Raw genomic sequence first — 26,106 nt, 5'->3', positions numbered from 1 at the left:
CTCTTTTATTAAACTTCCTCAGTTGAAACAAGATCTTCTTCTACTGGGCTCACTTCTGTTACAGTTGCTTCTTTTTCCGCTTCAAGTCGTTCATAATCACTAGCTGATTTGATATCGATACGATATCCTGTCAAGTGAGCAGCTAAACGCACGTTTTGACCACGACGTCCAATAGCTAAAGATAGCTTACTGTCTGGAACAACTACTGTAGCACGCTTAATGTCTTCATCATCAAAAAGTACCATATCTACTTCAGCAGGTGCAATGGCATTGTAGATGAACTCTGCTGGATCATCTACCCATTGGATAACGTCGATATTTTCTTCAACAGGAATTTCAAGCCCTGTTTTAGCATCGTAACGTTTCGGATGGAACTTACTGATAACTTTTTTGATATTACTACCACCACGTCCTACAATTGTTCCGATAGCATCTACGTTTGGATTGTGACTTCTCACAGCAACTTTTGTACGATCCCCTGCTTCACGAGAGACACTCATGATTTCAACAGTCCCATCAAAGACTTCTGGAATTTCTTGTTCCATAATACGTTTGATGAATTCTGGATGGCTACGACTAACAAAAACGTTGACACCTTTAGGGTTATTTTCTACTTTGTAGACATAAACTTCAATACGATCGTGTGATTTGAAGCTTTCGCCAGGAATTTGATCTTGATGTGATAACTGAGCTTCTAAAGAACCTAAGTTAACATAGATAAAACGTTGGTCAAAACGCTCAACCGTACCTGTCATGATTTCACCTTCATGTTGCTTGTACTCGTTGAAAGTGACTTCACGCATCTGACGACGCATTTTTTCCATAATAGTTTGCTTAGCTGATTGAGCAGCTACACGACCAAACTCATTCACAGATTCTTCAAAGCGGATTTTATCTCCTAGTTCATAGGCTGAACTAATAGCCAATGCAGCTTTTAAGCTGATTTCTAAACGACTATCAAAGACCTCTTCAACGACTTCACGAACGGTAAAAACTTGAAAGTCAGCAGTTTTTTCATTAAATTCGATAACACATGATTCAGATTGACCGTAACGACGCTTGTAAGCTGACTTTAATGACTCTGTCACCGCATCGATGATGTCTGCCTTATCAATGTGTTTTTCTTCTTCCAAAATACGGAAGGCCTCTAGCATTTCTTTGCTCATAGTGTTGTCTGCCTCACGAAACTGTTTGGCAAAATTCCTTTCTTAATACACTTAGGGTCTAGCTAAGGGCTAAACCATTTTTATCGAACTTATAACTTAACAGCAAGTCGCGCTTTAGCAACTGACTTGTAGGGGATGTCAACTTGTTTGTGACGGGTTTTGTCAAGGTAATCAATGGTCAGCGTTTCCCCATCAAAGGCTAATAAGTCTCCTTGAAAAACTTTCACTTTATCAATAGCTTGATAAAGACTCACATTGATATAAGAACCAACTGCTGCTTTTAAACTATCAGCTGTCTTAAGCGGGCGATCCAAACCTGGGCTAGACACTTCCAACATATATTGAGCTGGAAAAGGATCTGGAGAAATGGTATCAAGTAAAGGACTAATAATATCTGTTAAATCAGATGTATCCTCAACTGTAATGCCTCCCTCTTTATCAACTAAAACGCTAAGCACATAATCACTGCCCATTTTTTCATACTCAACATCCACCAATTCGTAAGGTGCTTCAATAACAGGTGCTACCGTTTCTGTAACGATATCAATAATAGATGTGTTTGCTATTTTGATTACCTCCTTTACTTCATTTTGTCACTTAGAACGACTCCTAGTGATATCAATTCAATACAAAAGTGGCGAGACACATCCCACCACCTTTCTGTATTATTTAGTAGTATTATAGCACAACCCCGTTAAAAAGCAAGGCAAAAACTTGACAGGTATGTGTCTAAATTTCTGGGAAAGTCCAACTAACCCTTATAACCTAAGAAAACTCTAGGTTCTTTTATTCCAAAAAAGACCGAAACAAAGTTTTTCTCTGCTTCAGTCTTGACGATATTGTTTACTACATGATACAATACTGTTTGACTGATTAAGCAAAGGTTCGTTTTGTCTTAATCGGTGTGTAGAAGTTTGCGCTTCTGCACCTTTTTTCGCTTTATCTTACTATTATTGTACCACAGACAACCCAGTAATGCAAGGGTTTCGAGGCATAAACATACCAAAAAAGCCTCTAAAATTTAATGTTTTAGCGGTTGCTATAAGATAGATTTTTTGTAGTCATCGCCTGATCACCACTGCATCATGAGGATAATGGTTAACCAAATGGCCAGCACCTAAGCCTCTGCGTCGATACTTCTGGTACTGCTTTCGCCAGTCGCCAAAGAAGAGGTCATCTAGTTTATTTATCCGTTCCAATAAGATAATTTTAGCCATAGTACAAGCGCCTGTTACTGACCAATACATCCCACGATGTTTCATACGGTAAGTCACTTTGCGATGCTGGCTTTCCATGGCACCTATACCATGAGAGGTTAGTCCTCGTAATTGTGATGGCCTAGTATCCCTAAAATTTCTAAAGAGTTTCTGCCTAAAAGCATAATAGTTAATATAGTCTTCCTCAGTTTCTATCAGTGTTTCTACTTTATCAAAGACAGTTTCTAATAATGACTTTTTATGAGTTTGAATAGCTTTAAAAGCTAAATCCTGTAGGACATAAGGATAGGGCTTGAAAAAATCTTTCAACCGCTTATTGAGATGATAGCTGTCCCAAAAATGTTCATGATGCTTAATACCAAGTGCTTTCTTAACCTCTTGAAAGACACGTTTGGTATAGCCTTTACCGTTATCTGAATTCGTAATGAGGATGGTCTTATCCGTTATCTCAAAGTGATTGTAGAGATAGTCTAATAGCTCCTCTCTTGCTTTATCATAGTTAGCGTTAATAATTTCATGCTTATTTTGTAGAATATAGCGATTTTTACCAATCTTTCTTGATCCCGTATGGATTAAAAATGAGCCAAATCTGTATTATGACGCTCATCTCCTCCAGAGGTTGTTTTGACCATGACACCATCCCCTTCCAAGTAGATTCTTTCTGCTTGGATTTTTTGTGGGTGCTCTACTTGCTGTAAGAAACGATAATGTTCTTTCTCTGTTAAGAGTCGTTCTGCTAGTTTGACAGCTTTTAAGACGACATCTTTTGTCACTGATAAGCCATAAGCTGTCTCAATAGTACGACAAACTTCCCGATAAGATAATTTGGAAGCATGTTCAGCCATGTGATGAATCAAGTCAGGAGAATAACGCATATAAGGTTTTAATCCCAGCCATTCATCAACAGGATAGCGTGTGTTTTCCCCTTTTCGCCAACGACTTCTTGAGAAGGTCATTTCTCCAAAAGTGAAAAGGACTGTTCGTTCTGGGGCATCAATTCTACGATAACCATTGATACGCATCATTGATGCGACTTGCTTGTCATAAGCTGCCACTTGATTTAATCACATTGTCTATTGCGTTCTGCTACGAAGATGTTTTCATCAAATCTCATAAGTCTATTGTATCTAAAACTAACATGTTTGAAAATCTAAACTTGAACAATAGAAACCTTAAGCCAATCTATGGTATACTACTAGTGTTGAGAGGTCAACGTTCTTTATTATTAGACATTAGCATTCAAAAACATCCATTAATTTTCCCTCTCAACATTGTCGCCACTCCTAGCGTGGCGATTTTTATCATTAATCAACAAAAAAACAGCCACAAAGGGCTGAAAAAATAGGTTTTTTTATGAATACTCCGAGGAGGCCTCTTATTGTACCTATGCCGTCACCAATGTCAATAATATTCCCCTATCTCAGTGATAGGGGAATATGGAGAAAGCGAACTTTCATGGGTACATTTTCATCTTACTTCAATCCTACAGCCTTGTCAACTAAAACTCTCTCCCAAAGCATCGAAAAATCTCCCTGATTGGATAACTAACTTAGGACATTGACTCTTAATGAAACTAATAACTGAGGTGACTATTCTAAAGAAATGATAAGTATGTTATACTACTAGTGTTGAGAGGTCAACTTTCTTATTAGGCATTAGTATTCAAATACATCTCCCTCTCAACATCATCGTCACACTAAGTGTGGCGATTTTTGCGTTCTCGCCATAAAAGAGAGCTTATGTTATAATGACGTGAGCTATTAATTCTTTTTCTCATTGCTTTAACACTAATAGCTCAGCTGGTCACTCTCGTTTGGGGGTGACTTTTTGCTTAGTCTCTATCAATCACATCTTGAATTTTGAAGAAAGCCTTAATATCACCGTTCAAGGCTCTTTGAAGCACCACTAAAGCTAGTGGCATCTTATGACAAGCAAGTCTCTCATCTGCTCATTATTAACTTCTGAGCTTAAGAGAATTTTTGGCATTATAGTTGTAAGGGGTAATATCTGATAATAATAATAATGTTTCAATTTGCATAATAACTCCTTTTATCGTTGATGACCTTTTGAGTGATGATGCTTATGATCATAACTTTGTTCCATCTCATTCGCAAAATCATAGTCTTTTACAATACGATCTCTGGCTTCTTGAAGTGCCTCACGCTCTATTTGTAATTCTTTGATTTCCTTTCGGATAAGATTGCGATCCGTATTTTTAGCCACTTTAGCTTTTTCTAGAATTGCCATCGTGACTTCAGATGGGACCAAGCCATCTTGGTAATCTGATAAAGCTCCTAACACTTTGTTTAAATAAGCCACCTTACTATCTAACTGCGCCAGTGTTTGATCCGTTTTTTCTAATTGTTCTAAGAAGCGTTCTTGCATCTCCTGAAACTGTTTAGAATTAGTTACCTTGTTAGCCGACAAAAAGTTAAACTCTTCAACCAGTCTTTCTAACTCTGTCATTTCCCAATTTTTAGTGAGAATCACTTCCCCACTATTCAAAGACAATTGTTTTACCAAAGTGCTCCCTTGGATGAAGCGATTATCTGTTGACTTGTCTGGATTGATAAAATAGAAATAGTCTTTTTTCTTAAAGTAGGCTGTGAAGGTTCCATCTTCATTCTGGTCTAACATTCGAGCTGGAGTCGAAACTGTTCCTTTCTGTTCTAAGCCAAAAGCAACCGGAAGATAGATAGACTGTCTGGTGATCTCAGAAATTTGCCAAGGCTCAATTCTTACCTTCATTTCAAAATCTTCTGCCTTTTTAGCCTGTTCCTCCTCATACTTTTCTTTGATATGCTCTACCGTGTAAACCACTTCATTCATCGCAACACGCTTTTGGATTTGTTCAAGGGAGTAAATCCTTTTCTTTGATAAGGTGCGATCTCTTGTATTCTTTCCCTGTAACTTGCCATCTAAAGGAACCAACAAGCGATACTTGGCAAACTTCCCAGAAAAGTCAATGTGAAGATCAAGGGCTTTCGCTTTCTGTTGAAAATCCTCTACTGAAATGGAGTGCTTTAAGAGAAAATTTAAACGCTGTTTAATCTCATAACTAAAATTGTTTTGACGTCGCCAAGCCGAATAGTCTGTATAGGATGTGCTTAATTTGGGTTTTAGAATTTTAGCACCATACAACTCCGCATGTTTATCTGAAATATGTTCCAAACTTTTTTTCGTCCCTTTTTGCCAACGAAACTTTTTCAGTGTTACCTCATTGGTTGTGTTAAAAATAATGTGATTATGTAAAAACCCCTTATCAACGTGTGTCGCTACGACAAATTGGTAATCACCGCCTGTAAATTCCAAGGCTGTTTTCCGACCAATCTCGTTAACCTCTTCAGGTGTTAGATTGTCATCTGGGGAAAAGGATTGAACGATATGATGCGCCAAGACACGATTATCATTTTTTAAATCGGATAAGGTGGCATTATCGTACAATTCATCGACAGACTGTTTCAATAAAATGAAATCATCATAAATGGCATCACGGTCTCCTGGGTCAATGAGGTGGTGGCCTGAAATCAATTTCTTGTGAACCTCACCATCTGCCGTTAACGTATAATCAAAAGCATCATCCTTATCATGTTGCTCAACTTTGATAAGCGTCACATCATCACGTGTGATATAATCAATAGCCCGTTTTAAGTTTTTAGTCTGTTTGATCTGAAAGACTTTGGTCACTACCATGTTGTTTGGCAACCTCCTTTGTTTTAAATTCTTGAACAATCATCTGTTGGAGTTCTTTGACTTCTTCTTGTAAAGCCATAAACAACTCCTGGTCAAATTCTTCAAAGGTGTTCACGTAACGAACCAACTGATTGATATTTTGACCAATACGATTGACCTCAATTCGTAGTTAACGCAACTCAGAATAGTCATAGGTTTCAATTTTCCCCTCAAGTAACATCTTCAAAGCGTAAGCTTGGAAGGTTTTCTTTCCTGACAAGGTAATCCGACGACGCAGCTTATCCGCTTCTTCATCTTTCGTGCGTAGTTCAAATCTATTCACTCGGGTTCTTCTCTTTTGTCCCATCTTCACTTCTCCTGTTTCTCAAAAAGTGGCAGAGTTATTTGGACATTATCGATTCTTGTAGTATTTGGATTTTGAGCTTGTTTAAACATTTCATATTCCCACGTTTCCATGACTGTCATACTTGGGACATAGTGATCAATGACCGTTATGATTAAATCTTTTATTGTCTTATACTCTATTTGTGTTAAGGGTTTAGCGGCCGTCTCATTGGATACAACAACGTCACAAAAGATACAATCATAACCTAACCAATCTTCAATTCCTGTATTGACATCGACATAGCGTTCATAGGCCTCAACCAATAATAACAATAAGGCTACTTTTTCTTGTTCTGTTTCAATGCAATCGGATAGACCGCCTCGACTGAATCCTAAATCTAGTTCAATAAAAAAGAAGAAAGCTCCATCATAATTGATCCGTTCATATTCCTTTTGAACGTCTTGTTTATACCAGTCGTCATAGTTATTTAGAGACTTTCTAAGCACCTTCTCTTCAAAGAGTTCAACGGCTTCTGGCAACGTTGTGTGCTCAATGCAGTGTGTTAATTCACTTGGTGTTCTCATATTCCATTCCTCATTTCTATATCGTCTCCCTTACTAGGGACTTGACAGTTTTTCTAAAGCCCAGTAGACTTGTTCTCTGGCAAGCGTAGCATGTGTCCGGACACATGCGAAAATAAAAAGAGCGACAAGCCTAATTGCGGGAATCCCACAATTAGACTGTTGCCTTTTTATCTTTTGGGGAAATCCCCAATCCCCTTTTTGGTACGACGTACACTTTGTAATATTGCACTTTTTTCCGATCCTGCATTTTGATTAATGGCACAACTTTTAAGAGTGTCAGTTTTGAAAAATGCACACAGTAAAAAGCGGACAATCGTTACATTGTCCGCTTCTTATGTTGTGTCAATCGACGTGTTTTACGGTTGGCTCCCAAGACAACAGGTCTAATTTCATTTTTTGAAATTGGGCTTCAGATAATGCTTCTAGGGTCTTAAGTGTTGTCTGGAGTTCCTTCTCATAATCTGTGACTTGATCAGCTTGAAACGTTGTCAAATCGTTTTTAATGACCGTTACGAGTTCCTCTTTTGTCAGTTGTGCCTGTTGTTGCTGGATGACTTTCTTGTCTTTGAGCCACTCGTCTATCTCAAATAAGTAGGTCATTAGAATCATTTCAGTTGTCGTCATCATCTCTTCGGTTATCATATCTTTGTCCTCCTAATAGTGTCATTGCTTTTTGTGATGACCTACGTTGCACTACGGCATCGTAGGTCGATTGTCTTTTTTTACGCTTGCTTCCTTCTCCTGAGTGGTAACTTGTGTTCTTGATGTTTTAGCGGCTGCTAAACTTTGGTAAAAGGGATGAGCCTGCTTTTTGAGTTCTTCTTTCGTTGTCTGTTTCGCTTCTTGGTCCAATGTGACTCTTTGGTATTTAGCCAACTGGTGGTCAATTCGTTCCATTAGACTTTTGGCTTCTGCTTGAACGATTTCCAATTGTGCTGTTAAGTTGGCAAGCCCGTCTTTTTCTTTTGACCAGGACGCTAAATAAGGAAATGACTCTTGGCTGGTATCAAAACCTAGATGACTGGATACAACATAAGCAATAGATTCTGCCTGTAGTTCTTTGGTACTTCTTGTTAGCTGGCCATCAAACCGTTCCGTCAAACTTTGTTTGTTGTGTAATTCCGAATGAGCCATTTCATGAATCAGCGTTGATAACGTTCGTTCATACGACATCCCTTTCTTAATGACAATTTCATTTGTCTGTGGACTATAAAACCCATCTTCTTGTCCAAGTTCTCTAAAGCGAATAGGAACGTTATTGTTGTTCTGAGAAATATCTCTTAAGCTACGATAGACATTTTGATAACAGTCTTTATCCAATTGTTCTGGAATATCGCCCATGACTTTTGGGAGATTGAGTTCTTTTCCCTCTTTAGGAGAGACTTGGCTAATATCAAAAACAGGAACGGGTTTAAAGTAAGTGACGGTCTCCTTTTCGCCCGTTTCGGGATTAAGAATAGGTTTCCCATTCTTATCTTTTTGAATGATGGCTACAGGCGCTTGAATGTAGATAGCTTTTTCACCTTTTTTAACAGAGCCATTGCGTTTCTTCCATTCTTGGAAAGACGCAACCATCGATGCTTCTGGAAATTGTGACATAATCAATTGAATATTTCGTGGCGAGTAGTTATTGAAGTGGGCCATCCCTTCCAGGTATTGCTTATAGGTATCACTATCAAAATACTGTTTTATGCCGTCTTGTAAGTGTTGATTCAGCGCTGCGGTATTTTTGGCTTTAATCATTTCTGACAAAGTGAAGTCACGTTTATTGGCTTCTTGTTGCCTTGTCATCTCATTATCAGAAGCGTTAGTTGGGTCTGTTCCATTTGCCTTTTCAACATTATCTGGAGCCCCATCACCATCACTATCAGAACTAAAGGGATTGGTGCCTAGAGCGATTTCTTCATCATCGGTTAACCCGTCTCCATCCGAATCTTTAGAATAGTTAGTCTTTTGATTGTCTTTTTTGTGTAAGTTTTCTGTTTGTATTGGTTCGAGTTCTCGGTTTATAATCATATCTTTTAAGGCCTGTCCGCCATCCGTAATGTATTGATTGTTAATAGAGAGAATATTAACCTGACCATCTTTTTCACTAACGATACCAAGAATAACCTTATTTGAAGCAATTGATAAATCTGACTCAAGTTTATTTGTCACTTTCATTAATGATGCTGGGAAGAATTCACCGTCAACATTCCTAAAAGCAATTAAAACATCACGATCTTCTGTTCGAATCGCCTTAGCTAAATCAAGACGATTCATCCGTTCAACCTCTGACAGATCATCAAAAATAAAACTGTTAGCATCTATGACAGCTTTAAAATCAGGTAAAACTTGGATTTTACTAAAGGTCGCTCCTCTGTTAGCAATCATAATATTTTGATAGCTCCCCTTACCTTCAACAAGGTCAATAAGTGTTTTAGAAGCAGTTTGGTTTTCATTAATGGCAAACAATCCAATCAAATGAGGGTAGTGTTCCGGCTTAAAGGAAACTTGAAGAGCTTGTAATTGATTCTCATTTTTGTAAAAGTAGGTCACTTGACTATCTGCTAGCTCTGATTGATACCAGGAGGCATTTTCCTGGATTTGTGATGCATAACGATTCAATTTATTCAGCTCTTTCGTGCTAATAGGGTGATAGCCTTGCTTATAAATTGACTTTTCAGCCTCAGAAATGGTAAAATGAAGTAAAGATTGAGACTGAGTTTGAATCGGTGACGATTCATTCAAAGAACGCTTTAATTGAGCGTTAGGTAGAGGTGCTGCCTCCTGAGACTCCTCAGGTAAATCCCCGAATGGGTTCTCAGTCTTTTTTGTTTGCCCTTGAATGGTATCAGGGGCTTTTTGTGTGCCTTCTGTTTGTGGCATTTTTAGTAATCCTTTCTTTTGTTTCAGATAATCATTCCAGTCCATCTTTTCCTGATTCTCCTGACGTGGGGGATGGTCAACGGTAATCGGAATGCCATCTTCCTGTAACTCCTTAATAAAGTTTCGGCCTGCCTCGTCATTATCAACGGCAATGGTAATCAGATTGGGATTGTTGTTAAGGATTCTGGTCGTTTGGTTAATGGCATCTATCGCTCCTCTAATCGACTCTCTGGGCATGGTTTGAGAATATTGACCATCTGTCAATAAATCAGCCGTATAGCGACTAATCACCCCTTTTTTAACCCCATCCATAGCCACTAAGCGGACATTCTGTAAACTCTCCTTATGTAGTTCATAATAAGAGAGAAGGTCAATAGGAGCTTCCGAAAACACGAGACGTTTAGGTGTTCCAATGTCCAAATGAAAACCTGCTAGACCGTCTGAATGCTTCATGATTTGTTTAAGACGGCCACGTTCAGGATGCTGGACTTTATTTTCAACGATCCCCTGAAGACTACCGCCGATCATTCGGCCGTCTTCCGCAAAACTTTTAAAGATAATAACAGGTTCAAAATAATCACCCTTTTTCAACGTCGCAGAGCTCATACTACCTGATGCCAAAGCAAAATCAATGGTCTCATCAGATAGCCCCCGTTCTTCTTTTAAATACTGTCTCCCTAAGTCAAAATCGTGATGTTCATAAGGGGCGAGGTAGTGCTTAAAGGGTTCTCTAACGATTGGTGTTACCGTAACCGATTCAAATTGCCCTGTTTCTAAGAAATTGACAGTTTCTCGAAAGCTAGGTTTCTTTCCTGTTAGCTCTTCTTGGATGACTTGGACTAAATCAATGGTATTGGTGCCCACGCTTCTTGACCACCAACGGAAGGTGTTAGTTTGGGGGTAAATATGAAAACTATCATGTTCGTCCCAATAGAGATGTCCACCTGAACCTTGTTTCAAGTTAATCCCCAGTGAGCCCGCAACGGCCACAATATCCATGGCAATGAGTTTCTGTCGCTGTGCTTCAAAACGCTGTGAAATTAAATCGTATGTATTCGCCATATCAGACCTCCCCCTTAAGGGCTTGCTTAATAAAGGTTTTGGCTTGTTTGATAAAGCCATCTACCTCATCTTGCGTGTAAACACCATTGTCAGAGGCATCTGTTATCTCCAGAGTTTCTTCTCTGTCAAAAAAGAGATCATAATGGGTGAGATTGATTTTCCCATTGGAGAAGATACGGATGAGTACCTTACTATAGCCAATTCGTAACTGAATTTTAGTACCCGAATGGTTATAGCGTTGAATTGACATTGTGGTTTTAGATGAATTCACGGCTTTGGGCTTTAGGGTTTGACGGTGGGCAAAGGGTTCTATTTTTTCAATAAACTGTTTTTTAACGTCTAATCGACGTAAAATTTGAGGTGTCATATCTTAATCCTTTCTATTAATACGAAATGAGTGACATCATACTAGATTTCCACTCGTTGGTCATCAAAAGAAACCTCTCCGAAACCTTCACGGTCTTCAGGGGGAAGTTCAAAAATTTCTCCAGTATCCATATCCACTAGTTTCGTAGAGGTTTCTGGTGTCTGAGAGGGGCTTTCTGAAGGTATTTCAGGATTAGTTACAGGGACTTGGTCACGAGCTGACGTCTCAGGTGCCGATTGACGTGTTTTATCAAAGCCGTTTTCTTTTAAGAAGGCTTGGTAGTCAGACATGTCAGGTGCCCAAATGTGCTCTTCTGGAATTTGGCTAGTCATGACTGCATCAATAAATTCCGCACCTTCTTCCATAAAGCGTTTATAGTGATACCGTGTTTTATCCTGATAGTGATTAGCTAACCAATCTTTCATAGGATGATTTGATACCATGGCTTTCTTATCTCGAAAAACATTTTGTTTGGAGATAAAGACTAAGGCCTCATCGACACCAATACGAGCAACCTCATCTGGGGTCATAAGATCCCGCTGATGCGCTTGATGACTGGTTGTTCCTGTTCTTCGCTGTCCCCGTTGTTCCGAATAACTGGTCTGGGTAATGGTTTGTTTTCCTGCTCGCATGGAGAAGTATTTCATAGTATCTTCATCATTGGTTCCTAAAAATAAAAGCGTCGCACAGTTATTGACCATGGATTTTCTAGCAGGAACGCCATATAGGGAATCTAGTTGGCTAATGGCTTGAATGATGATTTTTATAGACATCTCACGGCTACGAATAGAGGCTAGGACTTCGTTAAAGTGTGGCATCTTAACACAATTGTCAAATTCATCGAAGTAGAATTGCACGTGTAATAAATCTTTCAGTTCATAGCCTTTCTTTTCCCCTTGAATAATAGCATCTGCACTATGAGTCAATTGGTCAAAAACAACCGTAAAGAATGTGGAAGCCAAGAAGCTATAAGCCTTATTAGTTTCTGAGATGGCCACAAAGACCGCTGTCTTTTCAGTATTTCAGGTATCCATTTCCATGGTGTCAGTCTTAATGAGATTCGTTACCGCATCATGATCAAAAATGGAGTACTGAGTGGCCACAATAGCTAAGACACTAGTCCTGGTTTCTGCCTCAAAGTTACTGTTAAAGAGTTCCCACTGTCGACAGGCATAGTTACCTGGTAATTTTTCTTCCAATTGCTTAAACATCTTCTCAACTGCACTGAGTTCCTTTTCATTGGGGCGTTTCAAATTTCTAAGTAAATCTGCCACCATTGATAAGTTCGGTTCATAATGTCTCACCTGACTATCAAAATAAAGATAGCCAAGTAAAGCACGGTTCAAAAGAAGCTTGGCCTGATTCCAGAAGTCCTCTCCTTCTCGATTTCCCTTTTTTGTCCCTTCGACAATGGCTTCTGTAATGCGATCAATATCCAATTCTGATCTCATATACCTAAAGGGGTTAAACATATCCGAATTGGTTAAGTTAACCAGATCAAAGATTTTGATTTGATAGCCGTTTTCTTTTAACATTGTTCCTACTTCTCGGACAAGCAACCCTTTAGGGTCCGTTACGATAAAAGAGGAATTCATTTGCATGAGGTTTGGCTTTACATAGGTGTAGGTTTTTCCATCTCCAGGCAGACCAGCTACTAAGACATTTTTATTGAGTTGCCGCTCAAACGGCAAGCGCTTATTGAAGAGTCCCATTTGAGCTTCTCTCGAGAAAATCATATTATTTCTTGGTTCTTCATCTTGAAATCCTTTGAGTTCCTGGGCCGTTGCCATGCGAGCTGACCCTGATTCTTCTCCATGCCGATAATTACCATCTAATCTAATCTTTAGATAGAAAAGTAAGCCAACAAAAAAGCCCACTAGGGCAGAAAGAATTGCTAGTGGGCTGGTATTCCAATAAAAGTAAGGTGGTTCCGTTATCTTTTCAAAAACATAGGTATAAGGGGCAAAGAGATTGGTCATATCTGCCTGTGGTGCCATACAATAAAGGACATAAGCACGATGTGTCAGGTAGGCTAGAAGCAAACTGAGCAGAAGATAGGGAAGCAATCGTTTACGTTTTAGTTCCATCAGATGCCCTTTCCTTTCTTCTTGGTTTTTACTGCTTCCGTTGATTTCTTAGAGGTTTTCTTGAGTTTTTCAATCTGTTGTTTAGGGGTTAATTCATCAGGCTTCTTCATATATTTATCTAGTGCTTCTTTTGGATTAGACACAATTTCCTGATTGATTTTTCTGAGAGCTTCTTGAATGACCTGTTGATTAATAGCTTCAAACCAGACTTGCTTGGTGCCATCTCCATTCTTTTTAAAGTGAAAGTTAACCCCTGATGTTTTCAGTTCTTTTTTCAATTTATCAAGATTAACCTCAGCCTCTTCAAAGTCGATATGATCTTTTGTACGGGGTAACTGATTGAAATCCTTCCAGGACATCTCTCCTGATTGTTTGTGCTCTTTATAAGTCTTAGCTCCTTGGCTAACAGCATAAGCTAAAAACTGAAATAAGTGCTTCCCTGTATCCAAGGTGACTCGTGACCCTTTTTCCATAACTCGTTCTTGATCCATTTGTTTCGTCTCCTTTCTTCATTAGGGGTAAGCGGTTACTCTTGGCTTTTTGATAACAAGATAGCCATACTGAGCCTTCTTATCAGCCCTAACAGCTAGTGTTAGACGCTTACTTGATACATGATCTTGTGCCTCTTTGATATTAACGACATAAGTAACAAGAGTTGTATCCCCTTTTATTTCCTGACTTTCCAGTAAGACACTGACTGGGATGGCTTTCTCTGTTTTAAAATCTTCTTTAGGAAGTTTCTCTGATAAGTAATCTTCTAAATTGAGACTTTGAGAGAAGTAACTGCTAATGAAATAGCGACAAAAGACATCTGCCTTTTGATTGGTCACTACCGTCTCTACTTTGGGAGTCACCTGCGGTTGTGTCTTAACTAACTGCAAAGTCTCCAAAGACAAGTAGATACTCGCTACCGATAGTACCATCGGCAGCAACCACATCAGCCCTTTTACTAACTTGGAGACGCCCGTTTTAGATTGGGAGTCATTGGAATTTGAACTATTAATAGCTTGTGGTTGTTGTTTTGATTCAGAACGTTTCCAGAATGGCTTCTTAGCGTCCCCCTTTCGTCCAAATTCTCCGATTAATTCCTGAACCTCTTTGTCTTCTTGAGATGGGATGGTTAGTTCCATCGATTCCAGGACTTCTTCATTTTTATCCAAATGAAACAGATAAAATGTAGCTCTCATGTTTAACTGTAGGCACCGCTTTTCTTCTCCTTCTAATGCATATAGAAGTGCTGCCAAGTTCTGAAATTCCTGCTCCTTCCCATCAGATTGATTCTGAATCCGAAACATTACCCCTCACCTCCACGTTCTTCTTTGTGAGTGGCTAAAATGGCTTCTAAACTTTGTAAATCGATATCATATTCGGCCATGATTTCCTGTTGCCGTTTGCCTTCTAAGATGGCAATATCATCTTTTAGCGTTTTGATTTTCTTTTGAAGAGCTTCTTGGCTTTCTTGAGCCTTTTCTAGCTATTTTATCTTATCATCTAAACGTTATTGAGTGGATTTCTGGCGACGGCTTTTTGATGAAGTGGTTTGATTAGTATGTTTTTCATTTATCATGATTTCATTCCTTTACTTTCTTTAGTCTGTTTCTGAAGGGGCAATTGCTCCATAAGCTGCTTCGCTTTCTGTTAAGTCAGATGAATCCGTTAATAGTAAGGTACTCATGTGATTCACTAAAAAATTACCATTAACTTTTGCATAATCTAGTTGAATGGTTGTATGATTTATAACTCCTTTTTGTGCCCCTTCTGCATTATTCTTTTCCTTTAAGAGATCATTTGTATAAGTGACCTTGCAAATGACTTGATGATTGATGTGATCAATATAGATTTGTGCTGATTCAAAGGCATAATTAATAATATAACCTTTATACGTTTGACTCTGAGCCTTATTTTCTTCTGAGACTGTCGCATTATAAAGCCCTTCGGTCATATATTCTTTATACCGATGACGATTTTCTTCTAAATCTTTCTTCGTATAATAAGCAATTAGAAACTTCTTGATTAATGATTCATTCAGTCGCTTATCATCAGACTTATTTGTCGTTGATACTTTTGTTTCTGAACTATCTTGACTATTTTTACCCATCTGGCCAAATCCAAATCCTATACAGAATATTAAAATAAGACAAACGATTCCAATCGCTCGTTTAAAATAGGTTACTTTTACTGTATCAATCATGATTACTTCTCCTTTTTGTTTTATTATTTAGGTGTCGCAAATCTATAAAAAGGAGCTGGGCGACAGACTCGGTAGTGAATTTTATGTTGAATCCCCCCATAATTGAGTTCAGACACTAAAAATGAGCCATCTGGGTTAACCACTTCTACAATCCCAACATGACCCCATTGTGGAAATGTGCCATCAAAACCGCCCGCCGTTGAAACAACAGCTCCCTTGATAGGAGTTGGACTATATCGCCATCCTTTAGCAACCAAAGATGCCACCCAATTTTGACCTGAATAGGTTACACTAAACTAGACAGAATTTATAAAGTGTTCTACACTAAAGAAAATAGGAGAATATTATGTCTAGAAAAATACGTCGCCACTTCACCGATGACTTTAAGCAACAAATCGTTGACCTTCACAATGCAGGGATGAAACGAAGTGAGCTTATCAAAGAATATGAGTTAACCCCATCAACCTTCGATAAGTGGGTACGTCAGGCTAAAACAACTGGTTCCTTTAAAACTATTGATAATCTTACAGATGAGCAGCGTGAACTGATTGAACTCCGAAAGCGTAATAAAGAACTCGAAATGCAGTTAGATATCCTAAAGCAAGCGGCGGTGATTATGGCACGAAAAGAGAAGTAATCACTGCTAATAAAGACAAATATAGCATTTCAGCCATGTGTCGTTGGTTGAACATTCCTCGTTCTAGCTATTACTACAAGGCTGTTAAACCAGTCTCTGAAGCGGAACTTGAAGAAAATATCAAAGCTATTTTTCTCGAAAGTAAGGCCAGATACGGGGCTAGGAAAATCAAGAAATGTTTGGAAAATGAAGGCATCCAGCTGTCTCGTCGTCGGATTCGTCGCATCATGCACAAACTCAACTTAGTATCCGTTTATCAGAAAGCAGCCTTCAAGCCACATTCAAAAGGGAAGAATGTGGCAGCTATTCCTAATCACTTAGCCAGACAATTTCATCAAGAAAAGCCTCTAAATGCTTTAGTAACAGACTTAACCTACGTTCGTGTCGGTAATAGCTGGGCTTATGTTTGCTTGATTATTGATCTCTTCAATCGTGAAATCATCGGTTTGTCAGTTGGTTGGCATAAGACCGCCGAATTGGTTAAACAAGCGATTCAGAGCATCCCTTACGCTCTGACCAAGGTCAAGATCTTCCATTCTGATCGTGGGAAGGAGTTTGATAATCAGCTGATTGATGACATGTTGGAAGCTTTTGGAATCAATCGTTCTCTAAGCCAAGCAGGCTGTCCCTATGACAATGCGGTAGCTGAGAGCACCTATCGCGCTTTCAAAATTGAATTTATTCATCAAGAAACCTTTCAGTCACTGGAAGAATTAATCCTTAAAACGAAAGATTATGTGCACTGGTGGAATTACCATCGCATTCATGGCAGTCTCAACTACCAGACACCCATGACATGGAGATTAATTGCTTAAAGAAAAAAGCACTTTATAAATGTTGTACAGAAAAGTGTTGCCTTTTCATAATTATTCTTACTCCATCTTCCGATAAGCATCCGTTGCAACTAAGCGGAATAGTTCTGTATCCTCAGGGATAGGATTTTCAAATGGGACAGTTGTTGAGCCTGCAATAATTAAACCTGTTCCAATCGCTTTTGGTTTTTCAATATAGCGAATAAGGGCATCGGTTAAATTAATAGTTTTCAGCAAATAGGGAATAGTCGTCTTCTTTTGTTTCAAGAGCACGAGAAATTCACTATTATAGAGAAGATTGCGTCCTTCCTTACGGGAGAGTAACGTTTCCACATTTTGAGTTATGCCTGTTGGAATAGAACCGTATTTACGGATACGAGCATACATATTGGTAAAGAAGGTCGCTTGATCATCTGTTTCAAATTGATTCTGCATCTCGTCAAAGTAAACCCTAGTTACAAACTCATCTTTGTGATCAACGACGTGTTGCCAAATATAATCCTGAATCACCATCATGGCAAAGGGTTTTAGCTTACCTGATAATTTTTTTAAGTTAAAGATAACGACTTGGTTATTGAGGTCTACGTTGGTTTCATAAGCAAAAATATATTGAGATCCTTTAGTATAGCTTTCCGATTTTAAAGCGAGACTTTGCGCTTCCTCCTCAGGTTGTTCTAAGAGAATATCATGCCAATCCTTTAGGGTTGGGGTGCGATCGGTAATCTGTTCATAACACAGGCGAGTGACACGGTCAATCAGAGAGACATCATCATCGGTCACTTCTTGGAGGATATTTTCAAACAATCCCATGATAAGAGATGCTTTTTGCCCTACAAAATCTTTATCTTCATCTCGAAGTTTATCTAAGTCAGGAATATCCATGAGATTAAAGTGGGTTTTTGTTCCTGGATAGATATCAATGACCTGAGCACCAAAGGCACGGCCAATATCCACGTACTCTTCCTCGACATCGACTATGATGACCCTATCATTGGGAAAGCGTAAAATAGCTGGAATGACTTCGTTTATTTTAACGAAAACAGACTTCCCTGATCCAGAAGACCCAAGAATAACACCTGAAGACGTATATAAATCCCGTTGTCGGTCAAGAGAAATAATATTATTAGAAATTTGATTTTGACCATAGTAATTAGCTAGTGAACTTTGAGATTGTAAGTCTGTATTAGTGAATGGAATTTGGGTGGCTATATTGGTTGTGGTCATATCTCGCATAAAGCGATGTTTCACATCGATATAAGTCTTTCCAATCGGTAGCATACTATTGAGTGCTTCCTCTTGGCGATAATAAGTTTCCTCAAATTCTATCACGTGTTTGCGTCCAGCCTGTTTGATGCGACTTGTATAGTCTGCCAATTCTTCGGCACTATCAGCTTTTACCATGACCAAAAAAACGCCAGAAAACATTTTCTGGTCGTTATCATTAATTTCTGTTTTCCATTTCTCAGCTTCATCTGCCGTATCTTGGGCCACACTAGAAACTGCTAAATTACTAGAAATCCCTTTTTGAGCAGCAGACACTTGAGATTTAACCATGTCCATTTTCACACCTGCCTCAGCTGTATTGACTTTTTTCACCGCTTCAGCAACGTCATAAGGCTGGGCATGAATGGAAATAGCTAATTCAATCCCAATGTCTGTTAAGGATTTAATGAGTCGGTCATTAAGAAAGGCCGGGAAAGTTCTGGCAAAGAGGATTTTACAATATTTCTTATCCATCCTAAACTGGTCAGGTTGAAACCAAAGGCGACCAGGAGCGATGAAGGACTTAGTGCTAAGCCCTGAAATTCTCACATCCTTATAGTCCACATCGAGATAAGGGTTCACTCTCAGTAAATCCGCAAAGATATTGAGTCTTTCTGTTCCATCTAGTGACTTGAGAGGGACATCAACTAATTGAAACTGTGTTGTGAAATGGGTGTCAACATCATTTAACTTACGGTAAGCTTGTTTCCGATCTTTAGCCCTTGTCGAGACCGTCACAAATTTTTCCACTTTAAAGTTATTTTGATCGGTCGCAAAGCGAGAGCGGATAATATTATTGTATTCTTTCCGAAAGACATCTCGCTCATCACCTTCTAAGTCATAGGTAATCTGATCCAGTAAAGTTGTAGGGACAGGACGATTAAGAATCGTCAACTGATAGGTATTTTCACTATCTAGACCATTTAAAGCATTAACATAGTATTCAATAATATCTAGTTTCTCATCTTCACTGCCTGTGATGTAATTCGTATCACCTAATTGCCAAGTCTTGGAATAGGCTTCATCGACAATGTGCATGAGTCCATCTTCAAAAAGAGAGGTGTACTGAATTGTATTTTGTGTACTAGCCTTCATAGCTCTCCTTTCTTGCATGAAAAAAATAGTTCAAAGAAACTGCTTTTTACTTAACTGCCTATCATAAGTTGAAATCACTGAATAAGCTTCGATTAGCTTCTTTTTGGTCTTGAAAATAGCGCTCAAAGTCTTTCTCTCCTTTAAAAGCTATCCTACCACGTTCTAAAAAACTTAGCCACTTCTCCAGCCACTGTGAGTACTGTTTTTGGGACAGTTTCCCAATTGCAAAAAAATAGTTCAAATCGTCTTGAAGTATTTTTAAGATGGTGATACCTGCTTGGCAATCTCCCGTAGCTTCCACAAACCGCCAAGCGTAGGTGTAAAAAAGATCATCGGCTTGTATTAAGCGAATAGCTTGTGGCAATTCACTTACTGTTAACTGTCCTTGTAAGAGACAATCGGCTCACTTCCCTTTCTAAATGACTAATTTTATCTTTGAAATATTGGTATTCCTGACCTTGATTAATCATTTCTATCTCTTTTCCTTTCTAGCATAAAAAACAGCTCTTATTATGAACCGCTTCTACTGCTTTGTTAGTTTGATTATCTGATGATTGAGCAGATGGTCCATAAAAAGAATCAACAATTCCAGCAGTACGCATAGCTGATTGCATAGCAGAGCGAGCGAGTTCTGAAGCAGCGATACTTCTGACTTTCAGCTCCCACAGCTCTTCTTTTTTCTTGATGAGACCGTCCATCCATTCATTATCTCGGATAAGTTCGTCTCGTCTTTGTTTCAGTTGTTCTAAATCCATTAGACTATCCTTTCATATATCATAGAGTTCAGTCTATCATGACACCTGTAATAACTGCTTAGCTTTGCGCTGAGAACCAAACAACAATATCAGAAAAATAACACACTTACCTATGTAACTGATCGCTGGTGCATACGTCCCTAACCAATTATTCTTATCCAACTGTATTGCAGTATCAACCTTAAAACCTTGCCAAATTAAAAGAAGCAGTACTATAACAGCTCCTTGAAGAGCAACAGCTCCAAATGTTTTGAGAAAATTTTTGGCAATATGTCTCGTGTCATCACTCATCCAGAAGGCTACTATGACTGGCGCAATGGCCTTGTAAAAATAGAGTTCAATAAAACGTAGTAAAACCATAACTTTTATAGACATAGTAGCTGCCGCTCCAATTAGATATGCTAGGAAGTTAAGACCTGTTCGTATTCCATAGGCTCCTTTTTTCAAGGCTTTAAATTCAAATAAATTACTTCCACTTAAATCTATACCAATAAGTTTGGTCACACCATTTGTAAACCATAAAATGGCATTGAGAATAACTCCTGATTGAGAAACTAGGAAATAAGCAATGAAATATTTAACAGCCACTTCTAAGAATAGTTTCCACGTCATCTCTCCTCCTTGGTTACGAATAAAGCGATACCAAGATAACAGCTCAAGCAAAAATAAAATGGATACCAAAATGTATCCAATGGCCATGAGGGATTTATTAACGGCAGTCATGGATCTATTGACGGAGGAATTATAGCTCCCTAGTCCCTTGGTTAGTTCTGAAAGTATATCTTTCATCGTTCTCCTTTCTGTAAAAAATAAAAAGAACCTCGAAAGGTTCTAAAGCATTAAGCTTCTGTTTTTGAAAAAGTGGTTATTAATGCTACGAATAGTGTAAGAATAATACAGATTATGATATCAATTTCAGTAAAATAAATTGGCTCTAGGGTATTCGTCATAAAATCCTGTGCGAAAAAACGAAACAGAGCTGGCGCTTGCAGCAAGGTATTTATATTGCGCCAAGTTAAAAACTCAGCCAGCAAAACTCCAACAATACCTTTTGTCACAACACACATAACTACGACAGCAAAAGCAGATTTGATCAAGTTAAAGAAGAAAAGAGTTAGATAAACTGGCGTTTGAATAAGAATGAGGAGAGCTCTAAAGAAATTTCGTGTCACAAAGCTGAGCCCTGTTTTTAAGCGTTCCCATAAGCTTGGTTTGTAAGAAGCATTGATACGCTCAATCTCAGCTTGTGTTTCTTCAGGGGTATGAAACGTGACAATTCCTTCCCAAGGATCAATCCCTTGTTCAAGTTCTTCAGCTGTTGGTGGACGACCGTGACGTTTTTCAAAGTCCTTGGCAAATGCCACATAATCAAAGCTTTCAGACATCTTCTTCCCTTCCTCTCGTTTTGCTTTATTATCTTTATTATACCATATTTTAGGTCAATGGATGACCCATTTTCGTTTCTTTAGCCACATTTTCTAAACTAGTTTAAAAATGAAATAGCTCGCATAGCAGCTACAATCGCAGCTGCTACACCAGCAGAAATAACCGCCAAGGCACCTCCTGAAATCATAGAAGTAAACCCCTGATCCATCATCTGAGGACTTCCGTTTTTACGCCCTGCAAAATAATCAAAAGCGCCTGTCAGGACCCATCCTAGTCCGACAATCGCAAGTATTGCACCCATAGCGGTTACAACACGGACAGCTGTTTCCATATTTTGATACCTTCTTTCTTCATAAAAAATCAAGACTAGAGGGTTCTAGCCTTGATCAAACGAGGAAACCTTCTGTCTTATCTTTTTTAGGTTTCCTCTCTGCCTAGTTTTATGACTTTTCGGTCACTACTCTAGTGATAAGCCAAGATCTATCCACTCACCCTAACAAGCAACCCGATTTTTAGAGGAATCATGGAATATTGAATGAGGGGTTACTTGCTAGAGAGAATGGATAGACCCAAGGTAAAATCCTTTTATGGCTTATCCATTAATAACTTACTGTTGACGCTTTTTAAGCCCTACAAGGCCTAAGAGTGAGAGTAAGGCGGCGCCAAGCACCGTTAGGACAGATACTCCTTGCTCTCCTGTGGATGGTAAAGCTGGAGCTTTTGGAGTTACAGGTTGTGGTGGTTCTGGCGTATGAGTGGTGACTTTATTAGATTTCACAGGATTACCGTTGACATACAAGGTGTACTCATTTGTCACATCGCCTGCTTTGATTCGTTTAACCACCACAAAAACATCTGCCCCAAAAGCACTACTACGTGGAACTTGTGCAAGGAAGTCTGCCTTAAAGGCCAACTCATAGTGACCTGTCTCCTTATTGTAGGTTGTCTCAGTGTACTGAGCTAAGTCAGTGCCTTTAGGGATAATAGTACCATCTGATAAAGTGATATCAACTGTCGCAAGGACCTTATCTTTCTGGTAGAGGTCATGCGTATTCTGGAGTTGATCCACAAATTTATATTCTGTTAGGTCATAGCCACGACCTGCTGGGATGACCCAACCTTCCAATTTATAAGTTACTTCATCACCGATTTTCACTGTGCCATTTTGGATAGACTTACCATCTTGGTCAAGCACTTCTTTATGAACAGCTAGTTCAGGGAGATGGTTAACCACGATATTGCCGTAATAGCCATTCCCCATATCTAATTGATAGGTTTGATTAGTAATGTCACCTTTCTTAAACTCCTGTTTAAGTTTAAAGGACAAGTTGTAGGTAATGTCTAACCCTTTTTGAACATAAGCTTTGTAAAAAGCCGCTGGATCTTTAGCTACCCACATGTAGAATTCACCGACTGGAGAAATGCCTGATGCCTTGATCAGTGCTTTTAGCTTATCGTCAAGCATATCTTGAGACAATACATGGCGCATCTCTAAGAGATTAGTCACATCATCTCCATTAGCGGCCTTAATTGAATTCACAACCAGTGAATGACCATCGATAGCTTCATCCTTGTAATCATCGACATAGATAAAGCCTTTCATGACACTTTCTTTGGCAGCTGTCATCCCTTTGTACTGATCAAAATCTTGCTTAGCCAGGTAAGTCAGGGTACTGTTTGGCAAGACAGACTTCCCATCAATGGACTGACCCTTGTCATCCACAATGGTTTTAGTTGGTTGAATCAGATTATCATGCGGTGTTGGATTATCTCCTCCTGGGTTACGAGGTGTTTTTGGATCGTTCCCTGGTGTATAGATCACTGGTGTGTTAGAGGTTACCGTATAGCTACCATTTGGAGTAGTGACCACCGTCTTAAAGGTATTGTGGTAAGTCCCCGCATCATTCAGTAAACGACCAACCAGTGATACCTTAGGGACTTCTACATCTTGGTCACGTTTAGCATTGAAGTGCTCCAAAAGGGATTGCGAAGCCTTAAGACTAACCTTGCCTGCTTCATCTGTTGTTATCACCCAATCAGGAGAAAGGGTTTGTGTGGTGGTAACATCTAACTCAAAACCATCTGGTAGTGGGTCGATTAGCTCATAGCTTGTGATATCCTGACGACCAGCTTTGAGAGCGGTATTAACAAGCTCCCACGTTACCGTTGATCCTTTTGGTACCAGTTGTCCATTAACATTGACCTGATCACTATTCGTCACAGATTTAACATTTGTTGGCGTTTGTTTCACTTGAACAGGATGAACCATAACCTCATAAACGACTTTTTCAGGAACGGTGACATAGGGTTTCACAACTGGTTTAATCGGGTCATAAACCTCTGGCGTAAAGCCTTTGAGATCTGGTTTAACCGCTTCAGGTTTAACTGGAGTTGGAGGAACCGGTTTTTCCTTCTCTATATTTGGAACATCATCAGTCGGTTTTTCTGGGGCTGGTGGCAATGGTTTTTCTGGTTCTAAAACAGGTTTAACTGACTCTGGTTTAACTGGAGTCGGTGGGACCGTTTTTTCCTTTTCTAAGTTTGGAACACCATCAGTCGGTTTTTCTGGGGTTGGCGGCAATGGCTTTTCTTGTTCTAAGACAGGTGTCACCAGTTGTGGTGGCTCGCCTGGAAGCTCTGGCTTAGGTCTATTAGTATTATTAAACGTTACAGATAGGTTAGAAGGCTCACCTGTCACCCAGACATCCTTGATATTGGCTAATAAGAAGGACTCTCCTTTTTGTACCAGCAGCGAGGTCAAAGGTCTTGTTTACCGTATAAGTTTTATGAATATCAATCTTACCAGCTTGACGCACATCAAACTTAGTATGGAAAATCTCCTGATTCGCATTATCATAAATCCAAACGTTTTCCTCAAACACGACGGCTTCTGGTTCTGCAACATTAGTGTGATCAAGATGCGTTAGAGTAACAGACGTAAGGACGCTCTTCACGTTTCCTGTTGTTGGATCAACCGTCTTTGTGATGAGGAGTTTCCCATGGATATTGACCTTACCAACAAATTTTTTCCAGTCATGAAGTTGTTTTGTCCACACAAAAGTATTGTCAGCACTGTTATAAGTAAACTCATCTTTAATGACATCGCCGTTTGGGGCTGTGGCTGGTTCGGCACTAAAGATAGGATCCAATGTGACATTGTCAGGAGCTTTTGCCAAGTAATCTTTTAAGGCTTGGGCTGCTTCCCCGTGTTGTTTTTCATAGTCAGCCAAAACCTGTTGGTTTTGACGTTCTGCTTCTTGTCGAGCCTTAGCATTACGATCATGAATAGCGGCATTTTCGGCTTTGATACGCTCAATTTCTGCTAGTTTTTCTTGATAAGCAGCTTGAGCTGCTTGATTGGTTTGATTCGTCGCTTGACCTGCTTGTTCATTACGTTTACGGATAGCTTCATTTTCTGATTCAATCTGCTTGATTTCTGCCAATTTTGCTTCATAAGCTGCTTGTAGCGCTTGGTTTTGACGCTCTGCTTCTTGTTGAGCCTTAGCGTTACGATTACGGATAGCAGCATTTTCGGCTTTGATGCGCTCAATATCTGCTAGCTTTTCTTGGTAGGCGTGCTTGGGCTTGCTTGATTAGCTTGATGAGTCGCTTGACTAGCTTCTTGGTTGCGCTGACGGATGGCTTCATTTCAGCCTTGAGTCGCTCGATTTCAGTTAACTTGGCCTCATAGTCTGCTTTTAATTGGCATTCATGGTATCAGCCGCTTCTTGCGCTTGTTTGTTTTGTGCATCTACTTGAGCTTGAGCTGCTTCATTTTTAGTTTTGGTCTCTGCTTCTCCTTTAGCGTTAAGAGCATCAACCCTTTCTTTTTCATCACGATTGGCTTGAGCAATAGCTTTGTTTTCTGCCATTGCTTGATTAATAGCTGCCTTATTGGCTTCTTGTTTAGTTGTCGCTTCTGTGACAGCTTGAGTTTGTTTCTCTAAATCGGCTTGAGCAGATGATAAGCTATCATGCGTGACCTTCTCAGACTGTTTTACAGTAACACCTGCTTCTTGAGCTGTTGTGACAGCGTTATCCCATTCAGTGTTGCTTACCTCTGATACCAACTCCCCTGATTGATGGCCAGCTTGATGAGCTAGCTGTGTTTGATCAGCTGTTGGAGGGGCTTGCAAGGTGGTTAAGTTGGTAGCTGGGTTCAGGGGTATGCTTTCATTCGCAAAAGCTGTTGATCCCAACGTCAAAGCTCCCGCTAAAGCAATACCACAAACAAGACCATAGGCCTTTGTTTTTCTAAAATAGCCATAACCCTTAGTTTCCATTTGTTTCATATTATTTTCTCATCTCTCTTCTAGGTTGCTTTTTGTGACGATCCCAGGTCATGTAATTAGTGTGATACTTTTTTCTTAACAGCGTAGCCTAAAACCGAAATTAACATCATGCCCAAGTAACCAAGTACGCTTTGTTTATCACCTGTTTTTGGCAAGGTCTTTTTAGCACCTGTACTATCTGTAATGGTCACTGTCCCATTAGGGTTAACGTGGCCACCAAGGCTCTCAGGGGTAACGACTTGTGTACGGCCTGCTTGGTCACGAATAATCACCTGACTGTCCTTAGTACCGATAACTGTTTTGTCT

The 26,106-nt window shown here is 39.4% G+C and carries 20 protein-coding genes and 6 pseudogenes; 1 reads left to right on the top strand and 25 read right to left on the bottom strand.

Annotation, left to right across the window (positions count from 1 at the left end):
- Nucleotides 1-8: 8 nt before the first annotated feature.
- The 15 genes and pseudogenes from nusA to STRIC_RS07760 all read right to left on the bottom strand — a co-directional run.
- A complete protein-coding gene (gene nusA, locus STRIC_RS07830) occupies nt 9-1,166 on the bottom strand; it encodes a transcription termination factor NusA (protein ID WP_008089991.1) in 1,158 nt (385 codons plus the stop codon).
- Nucleotides 1,167-1,255: 89 nt separating this feature from the next.
- Nucleotides 1,256-1,732, bottom strand: a complete 477-nt coding sequence (gene rimP / locus STRIC_RS07825; protein WP_327083096.1) for a ribosome maturation factor RimP — start codon at nt 1,730-1,732, stop codon at nt 1,256-1,258.
- Nucleotides 1,733-2,227: 495 nt separating this feature from the next.
- Nucleotides 2,228-3,497: pseudogene (locus tag STRIC_RS07820) on the bottom strand (ISLre2 family transposase).
- A 935-nt stretch (nt 3,498-4,432) separates the two neighbouring features.
- On the bottom strand, nt 4,433-6,076 hold the full coding sequence (locus STRIC_RS07815; protein ID WP_008090066.1) for a helical hairpin domain-containing protein: 1,644 nt from the start codon (nt 6,074-6,076) through the stop codon (nt 4,433-4,435).
- Nucleotides 6,039-6,422 (bottom strand): annotated as a pseudogene (locus tag STRIC_RS07810) (plasmid mobilization protein). Before STRIC_RS07810 ends, STRIC_RS07815 begins: the two are co-directional and overlap by 38 nt.
- Before the next feature lie 2 nt (nt 6,423-6,424).
- Complete coding sequence (locus STRIC_RS07805; protein WP_008089808.1) at nt 6,425-6,985, bottom strand: hypothetical protein; 561 nt, start codon at nt 6,983-6,985, stop codon at nt 6,425-6,427.
- A gap of 342 nt (nt 6,986-7,327) precedes the next feature.
- A complete protein-coding gene (locus tag STRIC_RS07800; RefSeq protein WP_008090199.1) occupies nt 7,328-7,627 on the bottom strand; it encodes a hypothetical protein in 300 nt (99 codons plus the stop codon).
- A 51-nt stretch (nt 7,628-7,678) separates the two neighbouring features.
- Nucleotides 7,679-10,915 carry a PBECR4 domain-containing protein gene (locus STRIC_RS07795; protein ID WP_040832292.1) on the bottom strand — a complete coding sequence of 1,079 codons (3,237 nt, stop codon included), beginning with the start codon at nt 10,913-10,915 and terminating at the stop codon, nt 7,679-7,681.
- 1 nt (nt 10,916) lies between these two features.
- The gene (locus STRIC_RS07790) at nt 10,917-11,282 is read right to left on the bottom strand and encodes a hypothetical protein (RefSeq protein ID WP_008090271.1); all 366 of its coding nucleotides are present in this window, start codon (nt 11,280-11,282) and stop codon (nt 10,917-10,919) included.
- Between the two features lie 41 nt (nt 11,283-11,323).
- A pseudogene (locus STRIC_RS12185) lies at nt 11,324-13,369 on the bottom strand (VirD4-like conjugal transfer protein, CD1115 family).
- A complete protein-coding gene (locus tag STRIC_RS07780) occupies nt 13,369-13,860 on the bottom strand; it encodes a DUF3801 domain-containing protein (protein ID WP_008090422.1) in 492 nt (163 codons plus the stop codon). The pseudogene STRIC_RS12185 and the gene STRIC_RS07780 overlap by 1 nt, the downstream one beginning before the upstream one ends.
- A 21-nt stretch (nt 13,861-13,881) precedes the next feature.
- On the bottom strand, nt 13,882-14,664 hold the full coding sequence (locus tag STRIC_RS07775) for a hypothetical protein (protein ID WP_008089811.1): 783 nt from the start codon (nt 14,662-14,664) through the stop codon (nt 13,882-13,884).
- Nucleotides 14,664-14,936 (bottom strand): annotated as a pseudogene (locus STRIC_RS07770) (hypothetical protein). Before STRIC_RS07770 ends, STRIC_RS07775 begins: the two are co-directional and overlap by 1 nt.
- Nucleotides 14,937-14,957: 21 nt before the next feature.
- Nucleotides 14,958-15,560, bottom strand: coding sequence for a hypothetical protein (locus STRIC_RS07765; RefSeq protein WP_008090418.1), 603 nt, complete (start codon nt 15,558-15,560; stop codon nt 14,958-14,960).
- A gap of 23 nt (nt 15,561-15,583) precedes the next feature.
- Nucleotides 15,584-15,841 (bottom strand): annotated as a pseudogene (locus tag STRIC_RS07760) (CHAP domain-containing protein); the annotation flags it as partial.
- A gap of 65 nt (nt 15,842-15,906) precedes the next feature.
- Here STRIC_RS07760 and STRIC_RS07750 point away from each other — a divergent pair.
- Nucleotides 15,907-17,012, top strand: a protein-coding gene (locus STRIC_RS07750) for an IS3 family transposase (RefSeq protein WP_156033570.1) whose coding sequence is annotated in 2 segments (ribosomal slippage) — nt 15,907-16,183 and nt 16,183-17,012 — 1,107 coding nt in all. Because the reading frame shifts where the segments join, the coding sequence is not laid out codon by codon here.
- Nucleotides 17,013-17,069: 57 nt separating this feature from the next.
- Here the strand turns inward: STRIC_RS07750 and STRIC_RS07745 are convergent.
- The 10 genes and pseudogenes from STRIC_RS07745 to STRIC_RS07700 all read right to left on the bottom strand — a co-directional run.
- Complete coding sequence (locus STRIC_RS07745; RefSeq protein WP_008089985.1) at nt 17,070-19,385, bottom strand: VirB4-like conjugal transfer ATPase, CD1110 family; 2,316 nt, start codon at nt 19,383-19,385, stop codon at nt 17,070-17,072.
- 43 nt (nt 19,386-19,428) lie between these two features.
- Nucleotides 19,429-19,837, bottom strand: a pseudogene (locus STRIC_RS07740) (hypothetical protein).
- Between the two features lie 18 nt (nt 19,838-19,855).
- Nucleotides 19,856-20,122, bottom strand: coding sequence for a hypothetical protein (locus STRIC_RS07735; protein ID WP_008089696.1), 267 nt, complete (start codon nt 20,120-20,122; stop codon nt 19,856-19,858).
- Between the two features lie 36 nt (nt 20,123-20,158).
- Entirely contained in the window at nt 20,159-20,911 is a 753-nt protein-coding gene (locus STRIC_RS07730; protein WP_040832290.1) for a membrane protein, read from the bottom strand.
- A 50-nt stretch (nt 20,912-20,961) separates the two neighbouring features.
- Entirely contained in the window at nt 20,962-21,507 is a 546-nt protein-coding gene (locus STRIC_RS07725) for a hypothetical protein (RefSeq protein ID WP_008090342.1), read from the bottom strand.
- A 98-nt stretch (nt 21,508-21,605) separates the two neighbouring features.
- Complete coding sequence (locus STRIC_RS07720; protein ID WP_008089998.1) at nt 21,606-21,839, bottom strand: hypothetical protein; 234 nt, start codon at nt 21,837-21,839, stop codon at nt 21,606-21,608.
- A gap of 276 nt (nt 21,840-22,115) precedes the next feature.
- A complete protein-coding gene (locus STRIC_RS12980) occupies nt 22,116-24,206 on the bottom strand; it encodes an SspB-related isopeptide-forming adhesin (protein ID WP_327083084.1) in 2,091 nt (696 codons plus the stop codon).
- Nucleotides 24,196-24,951, bottom strand: a complete 756-nt coding sequence (locus STRIC_RS12710) for a hypothetical protein (RefSeq protein WP_008089813.1) — start codon at nt 24,949-24,951, stop codon at nt 24,196-24,198. Before STRIC_RS12710 ends, STRIC_RS12980 begins: the two co-directional genes overlap by 11 nt.
- 255 nt (nt 24,952-25,206) lie before the next feature.
- Entirely contained in the window at nt 25,207-25,800 is a 594-nt protein-coding gene (locus STRIC_RS12705; RefSeq protein ID WP_008090353.1) for a putative cross-wall-targeting lipoprotein signal domain-containing proteiin, read from the bottom strand.
- 56 nt (nt 25,801-25,856) lie between these two features.
- Nucleotides 25,857-26,106: LPXTG cell wall anchor domain-containing protein (locus STRIC_RS07700; RefSeq protein ID WP_040832285.1), on the bottom strand; the 250-nt coding region annotated here is incomplete at its 5' end.

It is taken from the genome of Streptococcus ictaluri 707-05 (genome assembly GCF_000188015.2).
In the GTDB taxonomy this organism is placed as follows: domain Bacteria; phylum Bacillota; class Bacilli; order Lactobacillales; family Streptococcaceae; genus Streptococcus; species Streptococcus ictaluri.
The sequence above is the reverse complement of the archived record's forward strand: the minus strand, read 5'-3'. Positions and strand labels throughout refer to the sequence as shown.

Coding starts and splice junctions, on each gene's coding strand:
- STRIC_RS07795 (WP_040832292.1), bottom strand. CDS start 10,915: ATGGCGAATACATACGATTTAATTTCACAGCGTTTTGAAGCACAGCGA.
- nusA (WP_008089991.1), bottom strand. CDS start 1,166: ATGAGCAAAGAAATGCTAGAGGCCTTCCGTATTTTGGAAGAAGAAAAA.
- STRIC_RS07725 (WP_008090342.1), bottom strand. CDS start 21,507: ATGTCTGAAAGCTTTGATTATGTGGCATTTGCCAAGGACTTTGAAAAA.
- STRIC_RS07745 (WP_008089985.1), bottom strand. CDS start 19,385: ATGCAAGAAAGGAGAGCTATGAAGGCTAGTACACAAAATACAATTCAG.
- STRIC_RS07765 (WP_008090418.1), bottom strand. CDS start 15,560: ATGATTGATACAGTAAAAGTAACCTATTTTAAACGAGCGATTGGAATC.
- STRIC_RS07720 (WP_008089998.1), bottom strand. CDS start 21,839: ATGGAAACAGCTGTCCGTGTTGTAACCGCTATGGGTGCAATACTTGCG.
- STRIC_RS07730 (WP_040832290.1), bottom strand. CDS start 20,911: ATGAAAGATATACTTTCAGAACTAACCAAGGGACTAGGGAGCTATAAT.
- STRIC_RS07815 (WP_008090066.1), bottom strand. CDS start 6,076: ATGGTAGTGACCAAAGTCTTTCAGATCAAACAGACTAAAAACTTAAAA.
- STRIC_RS07735 (WP_008089696.1), bottom strand. CDS start 20,122: ATGGATTTAGAACAACTGAAACAAAGACGAGACGAACTTATCCGAGAT.
- STRIC_RS07805 (WP_008089808.1), bottom strand. CDS start 6,985: ATGAGAACACCAAGTGAATTAACACACTGCATTGAGCACACAACGTTG.
- STRIC_RS07790 (WP_008090271.1), bottom strand. CDS start 11,282: ATGACACCTCAAATTTTACGTCGATTAGACGTTAAAAAACAGTTTATT.
- STRIC_RS07800 (WP_008090199.1), bottom strand. CDS start 7,627: ATGATAACCGAAGAGATGATGACGACAACTGAAATGATTCTAATGACC.
- STRIC_RS07775 (WP_008089811.1), bottom strand. CDS start 14,664: ATGTTTCGGATTCAGAATCAATCTGATGGGAAGGAGCAGGAATTTCAG.
- STRIC_RS07780 (WP_008090422.1), bottom strand. CDS start 13,860: ATGGATCAAGAACGAGTTATGGAAAAAGGGTCACGAGTCACCTTGGAT.
- STRIC_RS12705 (WP_008090353.1), bottom strand. CDS start 25,800: ATGAAACAAATGGAAACTAAGGGTTATGGCTATTTTAGAAAAACAAAG.